Source organism: Mucilaginibacter sp. MD40 (genome assembly GCF_002288635.1).
GTDB lineage: Bacteria > Bacteroidota > Bacteroidia > Sphingobacteriales > Sphingobacteriaceae > Mucilaginibacter.
Genome location: NZ_NRSW01000001.1, coordinates 874,718 through 891,120, shown reverse-complemented (window position 1 = coordinate 891,120; position 16,403 = coordinate 874,718). Strand labels below are relative to the sequence as shown.

General features: G+C 43.3%; 16 protein-coding genes and 1 tRNA gene. 15 read left to right on the top strand and 2 right to left on the bottom strand.

Translation table 11 applies throughout. The annotated features are described in order from the left end of the window. Nucleotide 1 precedes the first annotated feature (1 nt). Nucleotides 2-1,222 (bottom strand): site-specific integrase, encoded by a 1,221-nt coding sequence (locus CKK33_RS04010; protein ID WP_369803530.1) that lies wholly within the window; start codon nucleotides 1,220-1,222, stop codon nucleotides 2-4. Between the two features lie 250 nt (nucleotides 1,223-1,472). After that, nucleotides 1,473-1,544 (bottom strand) — tRNA-Glu (locus CKK33_RS04005). A 208-nt stretch (nucleotides 1,545-1,752) separates the two neighbouring features. On the opposite strand from CKK33_RS04005, the gene CKK33_RS04000 reads away from it, so the two are divergent. From CKK33_RS04000 to CKK33_RS03930, 15 genes are all read left to right on the top strand, one after another. Continuing rightward, on the top strand, nucleotides 1,753-2,034 hold the full coding sequence (locus tag CKK33_RS04000) for a DUF427 domain-containing protein (protein WP_095702871.1): 282 nt from the start codon (nucleotides 1,753-1,755) through the stop codon (nucleotides 2,032-2,034). Between the two features lies 1 nt (nucleotide 2,035). Continuing rightward, complete coding sequence (gene lpdA / locus CKK33_RS03995) at nucleotides 2,036-3,424, top strand: dihydrolipoyl dehydrogenase (protein ID WP_095702870.1); 1,389 nt, start codon at nucleotides 2,036-2,038, stop codon at nucleotides 3,422-3,424. 9 nt (nucleotides 3,425-3,433) lie between these two features. Next, nucleotides 3,434-4,399: an ABC transporter ATP-binding protein gene (locus CKK33_RS03990; RefSeq protein ID WP_095702869.1), complete on the top strand. Its 966-nt coding sequence runs from the start codon at nucleotides 3,434-3,436 to the stop codon at nucleotides 4,397-4,399. Continuing rightward, nucleotides 4,392-5,963, top strand: a complete 1,572-nt coding sequence (locus CKK33_RS03985; RefSeq protein WP_095702868.1) for an ABC transporter permease/substrate-binding protein — start codon at nucleotides 4,392-4,394, stop codon at nucleotides 5,961-5,963. The genes CKK33_RS03990 and CKK33_RS03985 overlap by 8 nt, the downstream gene beginning before the upstream one ends. A gap of 5 nt (nucleotides 5,964-5,968) precedes the next feature. Next, nucleotides 5,969-7,120, top strand: coding sequence for an ergothioneine biosynthesis protein EgtB (gene egtB, locus CKK33_RS03980; protein WP_095702867.1), 1,152 nt, complete (start codon nucleotides 5,969-5,971; stop codon nucleotides 7,118-7,120). A 25-nt stretch (nucleotides 7,121-7,145) separates the two neighbouring features. Beyond that, the gene (locus tag CKK33_RS03975; protein ID WP_095702866.1) at nucleotides 7,146-8,135 is read left to right on the top strand and encodes an L-histidine N(alpha)-methyltransferase; all 990 of its coding nucleotides are present in this window, start codon (nucleotides 7,146-7,148) and stop codon (nucleotides 8,133-8,135) included. 157 nt (nucleotides 8,136-8,292) lie between these two features. After that, nucleotides 8,293-9,234 (top strand): SPFH domain-containing protein, encoded by a 942-nt coding sequence (locus CKK33_RS03970; RefSeq protein WP_095702865.1) that lies wholly within the window; start codon nucleotides 8,293-8,295, stop codon nucleotides 9,232-9,234. 24 nt (nucleotides 9,235-9,258) lie between these two features. Then, entirely contained in the window at nucleotides 9,259-9,816 is a 558-nt protein-coding gene (locus tag CKK33_RS03965; protein ID WP_095702864.1) for a DUF922 domain-containing protein, read from the top strand. A 40-nt stretch (nucleotides 9,817-9,856) separates the two neighbouring features. Further along, nucleotides 9,857-10,612, top strand: a complete 756-nt coding sequence (locus CKK33_RS03960) for a UDP-2,3-diacylglucosamine diphosphatase (protein ID WP_095702863.1) — start codon at nucleotides 9,857-9,859, stop codon at nucleotides 10,610-10,612. 116 nt (nucleotides 10,613-10,728) lie between these two features. Continuing rightward, entirely contained in the window at nucleotides 10,729-11,802 is a 1,074-nt protein-coding gene (gene prfA, locus CKK33_RS03955; protein ID WP_095702862.1) for a peptide chain release factor 1, read from the top strand. Between the two features lie 178 nt (nucleotides 11,803-11,980). Then, on the top strand, nucleotides 11,981-12,904 hold the full coding sequence (locus CKK33_RS03950) for an FAD:protein FMN transferase (protein WP_095702861.1): 924 nt from the start codon (nucleotides 11,981-11,983) through the stop codon (nucleotides 12,902-12,904). 161 nt (nucleotides 12,905-13,065) lie between these two features. Further along, nucleotides 13,066-13,404: a hypothetical protein gene (locus tag CKK33_RS03945; protein ID WP_095702860.1), complete on the top strand. Its 339-nt coding sequence runs from the start codon at nucleotides 13,066-13,068 to the stop codon at nucleotides 13,402-13,404. A 13-nt stretch (nucleotides 13,405-13,417) separates the two neighbouring features. Further along, entirely contained in the window at nucleotides 13,418-14,302 is an 885-nt protein-coding gene (locus CKK33_RS03940; RefSeq protein ID WP_095702859.1) for a hypothetical protein, read from the top strand. Next, entirely contained in the window at nucleotides 14,303-14,986 is a 684-nt protein-coding gene (locus CKK33_RS03935; RefSeq protein WP_095702858.1) for a response regulator transcription factor, read from the top strand. A gap of 6 nt (nucleotides 14,987-14,992) precedes the next feature. Then, entirely contained in the window at nucleotides 14,993-16,330 is a 1,338-nt protein-coding gene (locus CKK33_RS03930) for a cell wall metabolism sensor histidine kinase WalK (protein ID WP_095702857.1), read from the top strand. The last annotated feature ends 73 nt before the right edge of the window (nucleotides 16,331-16,403 follow it).

Here is a 16,403-nt window from a genome sequence, read left to right as displayed (position 1 = left end):
ATTAAAAAGCCCCTGCTTTATATTTCTCTTTTAGCAATGCCATGTCCTTGCTGACCTTCATGTCTAATATCTTAGCGTAGTGCTGAGTGGTTTTTATATTCGTGTGGCCAAGCATCTTACTAACTGTTTCTATAGGGACATTATTTGATAAAGTTACGGTCGTTGCGAAAGTATGCCGGGCCAAGTGAAATGTTAAATGCTTAAATACATTGGATAGGTCTGCTATTTCTTTCAGATAGGCATTCATTTTTTGATTGCTCAATACAGGCAATACCAGGCCTTTATTTTCACATTGGGGATGATCCTGGTAACGCTCTAACATTTCTAAAGCAACTGGGAGCAGTGGTATGCGGGAAGATGTATCTGTTTTTTGCCTGCTTGTGAATATCCATTTATCACCGTCCATGCCTGTCCCAATCTCATTTCTCGTTAGTTTTTTAACATCGGCATAAGATAATCCGGTATAGCAACAAAACACAAAAACATCGCGCACCTGTGATAAACGGTCAACAACAAATTTTTTATTAGTTATAGCATCCAATTCTTGTTGCGTCAAATAAGTGCGCTCTTTTGCCTTTGCAGTTGATTTAAAATTGATGAACGGATTTTGCTTTAGCCAGCCATTAGCAAGACAATGATTAACTATTTTTTTAAGATGTTTAATGTATTTAGCAGCAGATACGCCGGTAATTTTACAATTAGCTTTCAAGTAAAAATCAAAGTCAGTAATAAAAGAATGGTTTAATTGGCTGATCTCTATATCTGTTTTACCATATTTTTCTTGCAGAAAGCCAGTAAGGTGTTTTACAGAAGTATTATACCCTTTCAATGTATTAGGCTCAAAACCGTTTCCGATTAATGCTTTAACTTTAGCATTATGCTCTTTGAATAATGCCATCAGGAAACGGCTTTTTTGGTTCTTCCCTGTGAACTGATTCTGCAAGCTTTCGGTTGTTACTTGCTGGTTCGTATCAATTAATACTTGGTGTGCATTCCGAAGTTTGGCTTGCAGGCTGTCGAGGTAATTGTTAAGTGCCTTAATTTCTTCTTTGGTGCCAATTGCACGTCCTGCATGGTTGTTCCATTTGATTGGATCACAATCGCGTCCTATGGATATATCCGCGCGTTTGCCACTAACTGTGATGCGCATGTAGATGGGCATTGCACCCCCTTTGTAGTTTTTTTGCTTTCTGATGTAGAAAAGCAGATGGAAATTACTCATAATTACAAGCTTAAAAGTTAAACAAAAGTAAGTTTGTAGCCTGCTTTTATCAAGATGTTCACTCGCTGAACAGGTTGACAATCAATTAATTATAAGCAATTCGGTGCGTAGTTATTTTCCATTTGAGTACGCACCGAATTACGCTCATTTTTGTTGCGTTTTGATGCCTAATATGGTGCTTTGGTGCAATAAAAAAAGGCTGCAAACTTTTGATTTGCAGCCTTTTAGCATCTTTTGGTATTGTTTTCCGTAGCCCGTAGGGGAATCGAACCCCTGTTTGAAGAATGAAAATCTCCTGTCCTAACCCCTAGACGAACGGGCCGTCTTTTAAGTTTAACAGTCTAAACTGTTTCCCTTATTTTGGGACTGCAAAGATATACGTTTAGACTTTATTTTAAAATAATTTTTACAAAAAATTTTAATTAATTGATTTTCAGAATAAAATAATATAGAGCTCAAACAAAAAAATCATGTAGCTGATTATAAAACCGTACTTATAAGTTATATTTATCTTAAATACATCACCGCCAATGAAAGCCATCTGGAACAACCAGGTTATCGCCGAAAGTAATGATACTATTGTTGTAGAGAATAACCATTATTTTCCAAAGGAAAGCGTTAAGTCCGAATATTTGACCGAAAGCAATACGCATACTACATGCCCCTGGAAAGGCGTAGCCTCCTATTACACCTTAGATGTTGATGGTCAGCAAAACAGAGATGCGGCATGGTACTATCCCGAGCCAAAGGCTGCCGCGGCTCAGATAGCCGGCTACGTAGCATTCTGGAAAGGCGTTAAGGTAACCGAGTAATATGAAGCAATACGATGCTATAGTAATCGGTTCGGGTCAGGCAGGGGCGCCACTGGCCAAAAAGCTGGCTTTGGCGGGCATGAAAACCCTGATAGTTGAAAAACGCTTTTATGGCGGTACATGCGTAAACTATGGCTGTACTCCAACTAAAACCATGGTAGCCAGTGCACGTGTGGCATACCTTGCCAGCAAGTGTAACGATATGGGGGTTACCATCAAGGGCTACAAGGTTGATATGCGGCAAATAAAAAAGCATAAAGACGAGATAGTGCTTAAATCACGTAATGGAGGACTCAAGGCAGCCGAAAATACCGAAAACCTGGATGTATTATTTGGCGAAGCTACTTTTACCGGGGCGAAAACCATCCGCGTACGAACTAAAAAGGATGGCTTAAAAGAGTTTAAAGCCGATAAGATATTCATTAACACAGGTGGTAAGCCGGTTATCCCGAATGATATTGAGGGCATTAATGAAATTGATTTCCTTACCTCAACTACCATACTTGATCTGGAAAAGGTGCCGGAGCATCTGGTGATCCTGGGCGGTAACTATATAGGGTTAGAATTTGGGCAGATGTTTGCACGATTTGGCAGCAAAGTTACCATTATAGAAAAATCGGGCAGGATATTGTCTCGTGAAGATGAAGACATTTCATTGGAATTAACCCGCATTCTTGAGAAGGAAGATATTACTATCCGTACTAATGCCAAAGCCGCCCGGGTTAAACAAAAAGATAAGGGCAAGATCACGGTTACCATTAAGACAGGAGATGCCGAAGACAAAATAAAATGCAGCCATGTTTTGGTGGCTATCGGTCGCGCGCCACAAACCGATACTTTGGGACTTGATAAAACCGGCGTTAAAACCGACGACAAGGGTTACATCACGGTTAACACCAAACTGGAGACCAATGTAAAGGGCATTTATGCTTTGGGCGATGTAAAAGGCGGCCCGGCTTTTACCCATATTTCCTATAACGATTACACCATTGTGTATCGTAACCTGATTGAAAAGCAAAACCTTAGTATCCGTAACAGGCCTGTACCCTACTGCATGTTTACAGATCCGGAGTTAGGCCGGATTGGGATAACGGAAACCGAGGCGAAAGAAAAAGGATTGAACTACAAGGTGGCAAAGCTGCAGATGTCGCACGTGGCAAGAGCAATTGAAACCGGCGATACCCGCGGCATGATGAAAGCAATTGTAGACGCCAAAACTAAGAAGATATTGGGTGTAGCCATTGTTGGTACCGAAGGTGGCGAGATCATGAGCGTTTTACAAATGGCGATGGAAGGCGGCATAACTTACGATAGGATCCGTTACTGTGTTTTCGCGCATCCCACCTATTCAGAATCGCTCAATAACCTGTTCATGACCTTAGAAGATTAGGCGGCCCGCATGATAAAAGTTAGCAACCTGGTTAAAACTTTCGGGCAAACCCACGCGGTAAACAATATTTCATTTGTGGTGGCCAAAGGCGAGACTCTGGCTCTGTTGGGCACAAGCGGATGCGGGAAAACCACTACGCTTAAAATGCTCAATCGCCTTATTGAACCAGATAGCGGTACAATAGAAATTGATGGACAAAACATTTTAAGCCAGGCACCGGAATTGCTACGCCGCTCTATAGGTTACGTGTTACAAAACAATGGTTTGTTTCCACATTACACGGTTGCCGAAAACATTGCCATTGTTCCTAACCTTTTAAAATGGAATAAAGCTAAGATTGAAACGCGCACCAACGAGTTATTAGAAAAATTACATCTGCCTAAAGAATATCTGAATGCCTACCCGGCAGAGTTAAGCGGCGGGCAACAGCAGCGGGTAGGTTTGGCAAGAGCTTTGGTTGCCGATGCGCCGGTACTACTAATGGATGAGCCTTTTGGGGCGTTAGACAATGTTACGCGCTCCAAGATACATGCAGAGTTTAAGCTGCTCGATGAGCTTAAGCGTAAAACCATCATCCTGGTTACGCACGATGTGCAGGAAGCATTTTTACTGGCAGATCGTATTGCTTTAATGGATAAAGGGCAAATTGTGCAGATAGGAACAGCAGCTGAGCTACTCTTCAATCCGGCCAATGATTTTGTTAAGGACTTCCTGAAAGAGCAGCACCTGCAACTGGAGTTGAAAACCATAAAGTTGGGCGACATATGGCAATACCTGCCTGCGGATGGCCGTCGTATAAATACTTCTCAATTGGCAGCAAATGCCGGTGTATGGGAGGCTTTAGATACGTTTAAATTCTACCCCCGCGAAAACATTAATATTATCAACCAGCAAACCAGGGAAGTGCGCTCTGTAACATTTGATCAGTTGATGTCTGCTTATTCACGCTTTAAAAACCATGTTCCGCATGAATGAGCATCAACAAACCCTTATGGAGTTTATGCGGCAGCAAAGCGATAAACTACTGGTGCAAACGTTGCAGCATATCGGGTTAACGTTTATTTCGCTATTTATCGCCGTGCTTATCGGGTTACCATTAGGTATCTACATCTCCCGCGTGCGCAAACTCTCCGGGCCGGTGTTGGGTATAGCGGGCATACTACAAACTATACCCAGCATCGCTTTATTAGGCTTCATGATCCCGCTGTTAGGTATTGGTGCTAAACCGGCTATTGTGGCATTGCTACTTTACGCACTGTTACCCATAGTAAGAAATACTCACACGGGCATAACCGGTGTCGATAGCAATGTTAAAGAAGCTGCCATAGCCATGGGTATGAACAAGTGGCAGGTACTATTTAAAGTAGAATTACCTTTGGCTATGCCGGTAATACTGGCAGGTATTCGTACTGCTACCGTTATCAACGTTGGCGTAGCAACATTAGCATCTTACATCGCCGCAGGCGGGTTGGGCGAATTTATCTTCGGAGGTATCTCGCTCAACAATACCAACATGATATTAGCGGGGGCTATCCCGGCCGCTATGTTGGCTATCTTGTTTGATTTCCTGCTATCGCTTTTGCAAAAGCTAAACTTCAGGAAAGTGAAAGGAGCGGTGAAGATAGCGCCGGTGCTGCTGTTGATACTTTCATGCTTTTACTTTATTCCATCAGCATATGGCAGCAAGCTAACAGCTGGTTTTACCCCCGAGTTTATGGGCCGGCAGGACGGCAACCTTGGCTTGGTAAGCAAATACAGGTTAAAGATCCATACGATTGTAATCAGCGATGCCGTAATGTACAAAGCCGCGCAGGAAAAAGAACTGGACGTTATCAGCGGTTACTCTACCGATGGCCGGCTAAAGGCTTATGATCTGGTAGTTTTAAATGACGACAAGAAAATCTTTCCGCCTTACTATGCTGCACCGCTGGTGCGTGAAGATGCTTTGAAGAAATTTCCTCAATTGGAGACAACGCTTAATAAACTTTCCGGCTTAATAAATGATTCGGTAATGACGGAATTAAACTACCGTACTGATTATCTTCACCAAACACCCGAGCGCGTGGCCAAAGATTTTTTGCAGGCTAAAGGATTGTATAAAGCTCCGCAGCAAAGCAACGGCGAGGTAGTGCGTTTAGGCTCAAAAATATTTGGTGAACAGTACATCCTTACCAATATGTATAGTATGCTGATAAAGGGCTACACCAAATATGGCGTTGAAACTAAAACCGGGCTCGGCGGAACAAAGATCGTTTTTGACGCCATGACCAACAACCAGATAGATGTATACCCTGAATATACAGGTACGGGATTGCTGGCTATTTTACAGGCACCGCGGAACGTAATTAATCGGTTACAAAGCAGTAAAGACAGTACTTATGCTTATGTTAAAGCTGCATTTGCTGCTCAATATAAAATTAAATGGCTAAAACCCATTGGATTTAACAATGCCTACGCATTAATGATGCGCAGGCAACAGGCAAATGAGTTGCACATCAAAACAATTTCCGACTTAAATCGCTTTTTGAATACTAAATAATACCTATGGACTTAGCGGACTGTTACAAAAAAGTACGCCAGCGCACTGAAGCTATATGCGAACCGCTGCAAACCGAAGATTACGTGGTACAACCCGTGGTAGATGTGAGTCCGCCTAAATGGCACATAGGGCATACCACATGGTTTTTCGAAACCTTTATCCTTAAACCATATTTCGCCGAGTACCAGGAATTTGACGCTAATTATAACTTCGTTTTCAATAGCTATTATGAAAGCGTAGGCACACGTGTTATCCGTACAGACAGGGGTAATTTAAGCAGGCCAACGGTTATCGACATCAAGCGTTACCGCAAATATGTAGATGACGCCATGTATAATTTTTTGGCCTGTGGCAATGTGAACGACGATGTTAGAGAATTACTTGTGCTGGGCTTTAACCATGAGGAACAGCATCAGGAGCTTCTACTAACGGATATTAAATACATCCTTGGCCATAACCCATTGTTTCCGGCTTACTCGAGGGATTGGGTAATACCGAAATTTCACCAATCGGAAAGTGAATTAATAAAAATAGAAGAAGGCGTTTATGAAGTTGGCTTTAACGGCGAGGGCTTTTGTTTTGATAACGAGCTTAACCACCACAAGGTTTATCTTAATGCATATGAGATAAGCCCTAACCTGGTTACCAATGCCGAGTATCTGGAATTTATTGAGGCCGGAGGTTATCATGATTTCCGCCATTGGCATGCAGCAGGTTGGGATTGGGTAAACAGTAACCAGGTTAAGGCGCCAATGTACTGGCACCAGATAGATGGCAAATGGCACAACTATACTTTTCATGGTTTGCAGCCGGTGAACCGGCACGAGTCATTAAATCACATCAGTTATTATGAGGCTTACGCTTATGCGTCCTGGAAAGGCATGCGCATACCTACCGAGTTTGAGTGGGAAGTAGCAGCAACAAAATTTAATTGGGGGTTAAGATGGGAATGGACGGAAAGTTCATACCTGCCTTATCCGGGCTTTGCCAAAGCACCAGGCGCCATTGGCGAATACAATGGCAAATTTATGGTGGGGCAAAAGGTATTACGCGGGGCATCAGAAGTTACCTCGCCTAACCATAGCCGTATCACTTATCGCAATTTTTTTCAACCCGAGCTTCGCTGGCAATTTACTGGCATACGTTTGGCTAAATAATAAAAACACCATCTACCAACTACCTATGGCACCACAAGTTTTAACAAAAGCCACCGGCGAAAACAACCCTCTCACTGATCTTCAATTTTATAAAGATACCATTGCCGGCTTAACCGCTTTGCCTAAGCATCTCAATTCAAAATATTTTTATGACGCGCATGGCGATAAGCTTTTCCAGGACTTGATGAACTGCGAGGAATATTACCCAACCAATTGCGAAATGGAGATATTTACTACGCAAACAGCCGAAATATGCCAGACCATGATGGGCCAGGGCGATGCCTTTGATCTGATCGAGTTAGGTGCCGGGGATGCCACTAAATCAACCAAGCTATTAAAATACCTGCTGGATAATAAAACGGATTTTAGCTATCTGCCTATCGATATTTCAGAAAATGTGATCTCGTACCTCAACATGACCCTGCCTGTTACATTGCCGGGCATTGATATCACCGGCCTCAATGGCGATTATTTTGATATGTTGAAGAAAGCCGCAGCTATTTCTGACAAACGTAAAGTAGTGATGTTTTTAGGCTCAAACATTGGCAATATGCCCGTGGCTGATGCGGAGCTGTTTTGCCATGAGCTGCGCAAACATTTGTCGCCAGGGGATATGGTGTTCATCGGTGTTGATCTTAAGAAAAACCCGGCAACTGTTTTAGCTGCTTATAATGATAAACAAGGCATTACCAAACGCTTCAACCTCAATTTATTGGAGCGTATGAACCGTGAGCTGGGTGCTGACTTTATTGTGGATCAGTTTGACCATTATGCCATGTATGACCCGGAAACAGGTGCCTGTAAAAGCTATCTGGTAAATCAGGCAGAGCAGAGAGTGGTGGTAGGCAGTGAGGTTATCTCTTTTGCTAAAGACGAATACATTTACATGGAGATATCTCAAAAATATACCGTTGAGCAAACAGATGAACTGGCTCTAACGACAGGCTTTGAGCCAATGGTTCACTTTAGCGACAGTAAAAATTGGTTCCTGGATGCGGTTTGGCAGGCGGTGTAATAGCCAGCACATCCTAATTAGCAAAACGGCTACCCTCATTATAGGTGGCCTTTTTTGTTTTTTAGCTCGTTATCACAAGACAGCCCTATACCTTATTCCAAACAAATTATATTGATGGGAAACCAAATTAGGCTATCTTTATAAAAAATACAACCTAATGGAAGCCTCATCTGTTCTGCTCTACATTTTTCTGTTCTTCATCGTAATCATTGTTTTCTCATCGTTTGTAACCGTTAAGCAGGGTACCATAGTGGTAATAACCGTATTTGGCAAATACCGCAGGATACTAACGCCCGGTTTAAACTTCAAGATTCCGTTGATTGAGAATATCTACTCAAAAATATCCATCCAGAACCGCTCGGTTGAACTGGAGTTCCAGGCGGTAACATATGATCAGGCCAACGTGTACTTCAAGGCCATGCTTCTTTATTCGGTACTAAACCAGGAGGAAGAAACCATCAAAAACGTAGCGTTTAAGTTTGTTGATGAGCGAAACCTAATGCAGGCGCTGATCCGCACGGTGGAAGGCTCGATCCGTGCCTTTGTGGCCACCAAACGCCAAAGCGAAGTATTGATACTACGCCGTGATATTGTTGAGCACGTAAAAGAACAACTGGATAATATATTAGAAGGCTGGGGCTATCACCTGCAAGATCTTCAGTTAAATGATATCACCTTTGATGATGTGATTATGAAATCAATGAGCCAGGTGGTGGCGTCAAATAACCTGAAAGCCGCTGCTGAAAACGAAGGTCAGGCTTTATTGATCACTAAAACAAAAGCTGCCGAAGCAGAAGGTAATGCCATTAAAATTTCTGCCGAGGCCGAGCGCCAGGCCGCTCAACTGCGCGGACAAGGTATCGCGCTTTTCAGAGAAGAGGTTGCCAAGGGTATGACCGTTGCGGCCAAAGAAATGCAGGAAGCCAACATGGATACTTCGGTTATCCTGTTCACCATGTGGACGGAATCAATAAAACACTTTGCCGAAAACTCGAAGGGTAACGTTATTTTTCTTGATGGCTCAAGTGATGCCATGCAGCGTACCATGAAAGAAATGATGAGTTTAAACCTTTTGCATACAGACGCCGTCAAAAAGTAAATTTATTTACCCTAACGGCTTTTAATGAGATGGATTAAACACTGTATGGTATGCGCTGTTGTGCTGCTGTACTTTGCCGCGCAGCCAGTTTTGGCGCAACCCTTTCGTACACTTACGCCTGATGATTTTCAGGGCGTGCCTAAACGCAACGGCAGGGGTGTGGTGGCTTACACCAATTGCACTCTTGACTTTAAGTTCCAGGCCAGCCGCAGAAACGGCGACTATATTTTGCATTTCAATGTCAGGTTGTTCATGAACAATTATAAATCATGGCTTGACCGTTCGCGTATAACTACAGACGCCCAGCTTGCCGAAATTTTGAAACACGAGCAGGGGCATTACAACATCGCTTTCCTGGAGCAGCAGGACATTTTAAGGGTAATGAGTAACACCCGCTTTACCGCCAACTACCAGGCCGAGGCCATGAACATATTTAACCGTATAGATGCCCGCTACAAGCAGCTTAACCAAGATTATGAGCAGGATACCCAAAACATGACCAATCGGCAGCAACAACGCAGCTGGGATATTTATTTTGAAAAAAGGTTACAGTATCTGCCGCCCGAGAATGCCAGCCTGTAGTGATTTTTTAGCTGCCTTATAATGTGTACTTTTGCGCCTTATGCCGGTGGGTAAAAATCTGTATTTCGCGTCCGATTTTCATTTGGGAGCAATGGGCTATGCCTCCTCGCGTGAGCGGGAAGACCGCATTATCCGCTGGCTGGATATGGTCAAGGATGATGTTGCCGAATTATTCTTAATGGGCGATGTTTTTGATTTTTGGTTCGAGTATAAAACAGTTGTTCCTAAAGGCTACATCCGTTTTTTAGGCAAGCTGGCACAGCTTACCGATGCCGGGGTAAAACTTTACATGTTTAAAGGCAACCATGATATGTGGATGTTCGATTATTTTGTACAGGAGCTCGGGGCAACCATTATTGCCGATGAACTGGAAATTGAGCGTGCCGGCAAAACATTTTACCTGCACCACGGCGATGGACTGGGTCCCGGCGACAGGATGTATAAATTCCTCAAAAAAGTATTCAGAAGCAGGTTTTGCCAATGGTTGTTTGCAAGGCTGCACCCAAACCTTGGCGTAGGTATTGCCAACGCGTGGTCGCACCAAAGCCGTATATCCAATAAGCAGGATGTATACAAGCAGCAGCATCAGCAGGAATGGCTCGAGGCTTTTTCAATAGAGGTACTTAAAAGCCGCCATTTCGATTATTTTGTTTTTGGTCACCGGCATCTGCCGCTTGATGTGCAACTGCCGGATAGCTCCCGATACGTAAACCTTGGCGAATGGGTAAACCACTATACGTACGCGGTATTTGATGGTAAAAACCTGGAGTTAAGATGGTTTGAAAAGGACCGTTAAACGCTAATCATATCTTCTTACAAAAGCCTGAATGATTTTATCACCCCAAATACGTATTTTTGCATGTTTTTTGCGCGGATGGCCTAAGGCTTTAACCGCCATAACTTTCTGAAAAAATGTTAGAGAAATTAGAGTTAATATATCAACGCTGGAAAACAGTTGAAGGCGAACTGAGCAGCCCCGAAGCAATGGCTGACATGAAACGTTTTGCCCAGTTGAATAAAGAATATAAAGACCTTGCGAAGATTGTTGAGCAGTATAACATTTACAAAAATGTAATGAGCAACATTGACGCCAATAAAGAGATACTGGCTACTGAAAAGGACGAGGAGTTCCGCGAAATGGCTAAGGCTGAGCTTGACGACCTGCTTCAAAAACAGGAAGAGATGGAAGAGACTATTCGCCTGATGCTGATCCCCAAAGACCCTGAAGACTCTAAAAATGCCATTGTGGAGATACGTGGCGGTACTGGTGGCGATGAGGCAGCCCTTTTTGCCGGCGATCTTTACCGTATGTATATGCGTTACTGCGAAAAGCGCGGCTGGCGTACCGAATTGGTAGATTACACCGAGGGTACTGCTGGCGGTTATAAAGAGATCGTTTTCAACGTAAATGCCGAGGATGCTTATGGTAACTTCAAGTACGAATCTGGAGTGCACCGCGTACAGCGTGTGCCAGATACAGAAACTCAGGGCCGCGTGCATACTTCGGCGGCATCTGTAGTAGTATTGCCCGAAGTTGATGAGTTTGATATTGAACTAAACGCCGCTGATATCCGTAAGGATCTGTTCTGCGCATCAGGCCCTGGCGGTCAGTCGGTTAATACCACCTACTCTGCTGTGCGTTTAACGCACATACCAACAGGTGTGGTAGCGCAGTGCCAGGACCAGAAATCGCAGTTAAAGAACTATGATAAAGCTTTGCAGGTTTTACGCTCGCGCGTTTACGAAATGGAGCTGCAAAAGCATTTAGAGGAAACCTCTAAAAAGCGGAAAACCATGGTAGCAACAGGAGACAGGAGCGCTAAGGTACGTACCTACAACTACCCGCAGGGCCGCTTAACCGAGCACCGTATAGGTTTAACTATTTATAACCTGCCCGGCGTGATGAATGGCGACCTGCAGGAAATTATGGAAGCGCTGCAATTCGCCGAGAATGCTGAAAAACTTAAAGAAGGAACCGTTGCTTAAGTAACAAACTTGTAAAATTTAGAATAAAAGCACCTGTAGGGTGCTTTTATTGTTTATGGCCGCTGGCTTTTCATGCCATTTTCATAATGCCCATATAATTTAGCGTTTGTAAAGTTACGTTTAGCCTTTGCTTTACGTATGGCAGTTAACATCAGATGTAATTTAAACGCGATTATCTATGCTGGCAGTAAAAAACTTAACAGATACCAAAACTACCTTTAGCCGCAATGCAAGGTTAATGGGAACCGGCTTTGACTTTAAACTGGTTACCGACAACCCGGCATGGGCATTGGAACGGATAGAGGAAGCAATAGCGGAGATATCCAGGATAGAAAAACTGTTGAGTACATTTAACGAAGATAGCTCCATCAGCCAGATCAACCGTAACGCGGGCGTTGCTCCGGTACGTGTAGATACGGAAACATACAAGTTAATTGACCGGGCGCTGCAAATATCAACCCTTACCTACGGCACCTTTGATATCGCTTATGGCATCCCTCAGAATGAGGAGGATGGCGGTGTTGCCGTTGCCACCAAAACTAAAGCGCTTAAAAAGAAAATTAGTCTTACCAACTATACCAACATTGTACTTAACGAGAAAAAGCAAACTGTTTTCTTGAAGAACAAAGCCATGCGTATTAGCCTGAGCGCCATTGGCCGTGGTTATGCTGCCGACAGGGCAAAGGTTGTACTGCAAATGCAGGGTGTTAGCAGTGGTGTAATTCTTTTTGGTAGTGATATGCTTACCTGGGGCCTGCAGCCCGATAACACATCATGGACCGTTGGCGCAGCCGATCCGGACAAGGCAGAAGAAGTATATGCGCAAATGGCTATCAGTAATATGGCTTTATCCACGTCCTATAATACAATATCGATTAACGGCCAAACGCAGATAAATAATGCAACCGGTTTCCCTGTGAGTGCTATTAAAAGTGTAAGCGTTTTAGCGCCTACCGCGGAAATGGCCGGCGCCATGACTGCCCCAATGTTTAGCATGGGTATTAACACGGGTTTGTACATGGCAAACAAACTTAACCAGATAGCTTGTGTGGTGATTGATGATCACGAGCGTGTATACACTTCAAAGCATATTCAATTGTAACATAAGCGGCTTTGCCGCTCGCATATAAACCTGATTAATCAATTATTGCGCTGAGTATTAAGTTTGCTTAATGCTCAGCGCATTTTTTACATATTAACATATAGTGCAAAGAAAGCCCTGTGCTTTATCTTTGTTTAATTTGCTTTTCGCTGCTACTGTAAATGACGAAGTGGTTTTTGTATATTGTAACCTTGTTGCTGCTGGCTCCGCTTTCGTTGTACCCGAGGGGTAGCAACCGGCCCGATTCGTCGGTGGTCAAAATCAAAAGGTATATACCATTAAACATATTTATTACGTTCCAGCAAAGAGACACTGTAACAAAAGGCCGGCAGAAGCCATCTGATGAGGATAAAAAGAAAATTAAGGAGATAGCTAAAGCTAAAAAGCTACCTAAACCCGAGAAAATAGAGGAGGTAAAAACCGATAAGCCTAAACCGCCGCGTAAACGCAGGCCCGAAGGTGTGGAAAGACCTCCGGAAATACCAAGAAGAAACGAGTAACCATAGTATATTGATGAAATATATTGGCGCCCTCATACTGATATTTACTTTTAACACGCTACTGGCATCTGCAAAATTGGCCGGCCTTGAAGCGTACAGGAACTACCATGCGGTAGCCGATACCGATACGGTAAAACCTATCCGAAAAAGTTCGGCATCTGTTGGGGTTACCTATGGCAGCGATGCGTTGTTTTTTGGCCGGACAGGCCCTATTAAGTATCCGTTCGTATCTACAGATATTGTTATTAACAGCAAACCCGGCTTTTTCGCCTATGGCTCCGCGCTGAAGGTTTTAGGCTATAAACCCCTGGTTGATGAAATTGACGTGGGCGGCGGATATTACTATCGTCTTTCAAAAAAGTATACCGGTACTATAAGTTACACCCGTTTCATCTTTAACAAGGAGGCTAACATCATTAAATCGGCTTCGTCAAATGATATTAACTGGAAAAACAGTTTCGATTTTAAATCCTTCCGTGCCAGTATAACCGCCGATTATCTTTTCGGGAAATCATATGACGTATTTACCACCCTCAGCGTGTCTAAATACATTGAAAGTAAATTTAGTATTTTTAATGACCAGGACTACCTGTCGGTTACGCCCTCGGTAAGTATGATACTGGGTACCCAGAATTTTGTGCAGCGCTACGCTGTTGACCACGAACGAACGCTGGAGTATACCAACATCTACCTGCCTGATGAGAATGCCCGGATGGCCAGGGCGAATTCTCGCTTCAATGCGCTCAATTACAGCTTTAAGCTGCCTTTGGCTTATAATACGCCGCATTATACTTTGGAAGCATCTTGGAGATATTCTATGCCTGTTAACGTTGAAGGCTTGTTGCGTAACCACCGCGAATCATTTTTTAATTTCACCTTTTATTACGTTTTTTATTAAATGAACGTACTGATCATTGAAGACGAGAAGGCACTGGCTCATGAACTGGAGCTTTTTCTTACCAAGCATAATTATATTTGTGAAATTAGTTATGATGGTGCTTCCGCCTCAGAGAAGATAGCGGTTAACCTGTACGATTTTATCCTGCTTGACCTTGGCCTGCCCGATTATGACGGACTGGACCTGTTAAAAGAAGCCCGCGGTACTAACCCGGATGCTGCTTGTATCATCCTTACCGCCCGCGCTGAGGTAAGCGATCGCATAAAAGGTCTTGACCTTGGCGCAGACGATTACCTGCCCAAGCCTTTCTCACTACTGGAACTGCAAAGCCGTATGCAGGCAATTATCAGGCGTAAGTTTGGGGTGCCGCAAAATATTATTGATCTGGATGGTTTTATGGTAAATCTAACCGATCGCACTATTAGTTACAATGCAGTCCAGGTAAGCGCCATTACCAAAAAAGAGTTTGACCTGCTGGCTTATCTGTTGCTGCACAAAAACCGTACGCTTACACGGGCGCAACTGGGCGAACATATCTGGGGCAGCGTAATCAATGACGATTACGACTCTAATTTTATTGACGCCCATATCAAAAACATACGCAAGAAACTAAATGCCTTTGCTCCTGCCGACTGGCTCGAAACCGTACGCGGCCTGGGCTACCGGATAAAAACAAACGCTTAAAGCACATTGAAGCTCCAAACTAAACTCACACTGTTCAATACCATATCCAAGCTGGTTATTGTAACCTTGTTTGTTTTGCTGCTGCCGGGCATTATTGAAAGCATTAATAAGAACTATACCGATAGCCGGCTGATCAAACAGCGCGATAAGCTGCTGGAGATTGTGCACAAAAAGGGCATTAGCAACTATATCGAAAATGGCGAAAGCTATGGCAGCTATCTTCCGCTGAAAGAAGAATACATCAGTCTTGATGAGGCTGAGCCTGGACTACACCTCGATACCATAAAAGACGAAAAGCGTATTATTGAGCAGGATACCATTGACTACCGGATCCTCAGCCATACCTTTATTGCCGGGAAGAAGAACTATTTGCTGGAAATTGGTAAAAGCAGTGATACCATTGGTGAAACAAGCGGCCCGTTGCAAAGTATTGCTTTCCTGCTGTTATTGGGTATGGTATTGCTTACCATACTTGCCGACCAGGCTTACTCCAACTATATCTTAAGGCCGCTTCGCATTATTATCCGTACCAAATTACTGGGTAAAAAGTTCCCAAGCTTCACCGCTTACAAAGAGGTTAAAACCAGCACGGTCGATTTTCAGCATCTGGATATCAGTATCCATAAAATGGTGGAAACCATTGAAGGCGCATTTCAGAAAGAGCGGGAGTTTATTTCCAACGCTTCGCATGAGCTCATGACGCCGATCTCTATCCTGCAATCAAAAATTGAGAATTTATTTGAGCAGGATGATATTGCAGACGATACCAAGCTGCGCCTGCTGGAAATGCAAAAAATACTTAACCGGCTAAAAAGTATCACCAAAACGCTATTGCTGATATCGCAGATAGAAAATCACCAGTTCTTAAAAGAAGATACCGTTACTGCAGGTAGCTTGCTGCAGGACGTATATGAAGAAATATCTATACGCCTGCAGGATAAAAACATCAATCTTGAACTCGGGGTATCAGATGATGTGGAACTTATCAACGTAAATAAGTTTTTACTGTTCAACCTGTTATTTAACCTCATTAATAACGCAATCAAATACAACAGAGAAAATGGCGAAATTATGGTAACGGCTAAATGGGCAAGCGGCCAGTATGCGATAAGTATAGCCGATACCGGTATAGGTATAGCTGAAGAAGAGCTTCCATTTATATTTAATCGGTTCAAAAAACTTAAAAAATCACTTTCACAGGACAGCTTTGGGCTGGGGCTGCCTATTGTGCGCTCAATTGCCGATTTCCACCAAATAGAAATACAGGTATTTTCTGTACAGGGTGAGGGCAGTACATTTATCCTACTTTTACCACCTGGATTAATTAACTCGACTGTTAAATAATATTGTACTAAAAAGCGGGCAACTCTATCCACAATTGTGATAGTTGTGACAGTCGTAGTGTTGCGTCTCTTTC

Excerpts from the sequence above, each read along its gene's own strand:
- CKK33_RS03985 (WP_095702868.1), top strand. The coding sequence starts at position 4,392 with ATGAATGAGCATCAACAAACCCTTATGGAGTTTATGCGGCAGCAAAGC.
- CKK33_RS04000 (WP_095702871.1), top strand. The coding sequence starts at position 1,753 with ATGAAAGCCATCTGGAACAACCAGGTTATCGCCGAAAGTAATGATACT.
- CKK33_RS03965 (WP_095702864.1), top strand. The coding sequence starts at position 9,259 with ATGAGATGGATTAAACACTGTATGGTATGCGCTGTTGTGCTGCTGTAC.
- lpdA (WP_095702870.1), top strand. The coding sequence starts at position 2,036 with ATGAAGCAATACGATGCTATAGTAATCGGTTCGGGTCAGGCAGGGGCG.
- CKK33_RS03935 (WP_095702858.1), top strand. The coding sequence starts at position 14,303 with ATGAACGTACTGATCATTGAAGACGAGAAGGCACTGGCTCATGAACTG.
- CKK33_RS04010 (WP_369803530.1), bottom strand. The coding sequence starts at position 1,222 with ATGAGTAATTTCCATCTGCTTTTCTACATCAGAAAGCAAAAAAACTAC.
- egtB (WP_095702867.1), top strand. The coding sequence starts at position 5,969 with ATGGACTTAGCGGACTGTTACAAAAAAGTACGCCAGCGCACTGAAGCT.
- prfA (WP_095702862.1), top strand. The coding sequence starts at position 10,729 with ATGTTAGAGAAATTAGAGTTAATATATCAACGCTGGAAAACAGTTGAA.
- CKK33_RS03950 (WP_095702861.1), top strand. The coding sequence starts at position 11,981 with ATGCTGGCAGTAAAAAACTTAACAGATACCAAAACTACCTTTAGCCGC.
- CKK33_RS03970 (WP_095702865.1), top strand. The coding sequence starts at position 8,293 with ATGGAAGCCTCATCTGTTCTGCTCTACATTTTTCTGTTCTTCATCGTA.
- CKK33_RS03960 (WP_095702863.1), top strand. The coding sequence starts at position 9,857 with ATGCCGGTGGGTAAAAATCTGTATTTCGCGTCCGATTTTCATTTGGGA.
- CKK33_RS03990 (WP_095702869.1), top strand. The coding sequence starts at position 3,434 with ATGATAAAAGTTAGCAACCTGGTTAAAACTTTCGGGCAAACCCACGCG.
- CKK33_RS03945 (WP_095702860.1), top strand. The coding sequence starts at position 13,066 with ATGACGAAGTGGTTTTTGTATATTGTAACCTTGTTGCTGCTGGCTCCG.
- CKK33_RS03975 (WP_095702866.1), top strand. The coding sequence starts at position 7,146 with ATGGCACCACAAGTTTTAACAAAAGCCACCGGCGAAAACAACCCTCTC.
- CKK33_RS03940 (WP_095702859.1), top strand. The coding sequence starts at position 13,418 with ATGAAATATATTGGCGCCCTCATACTGATATTTACTTTTAACACGCTA.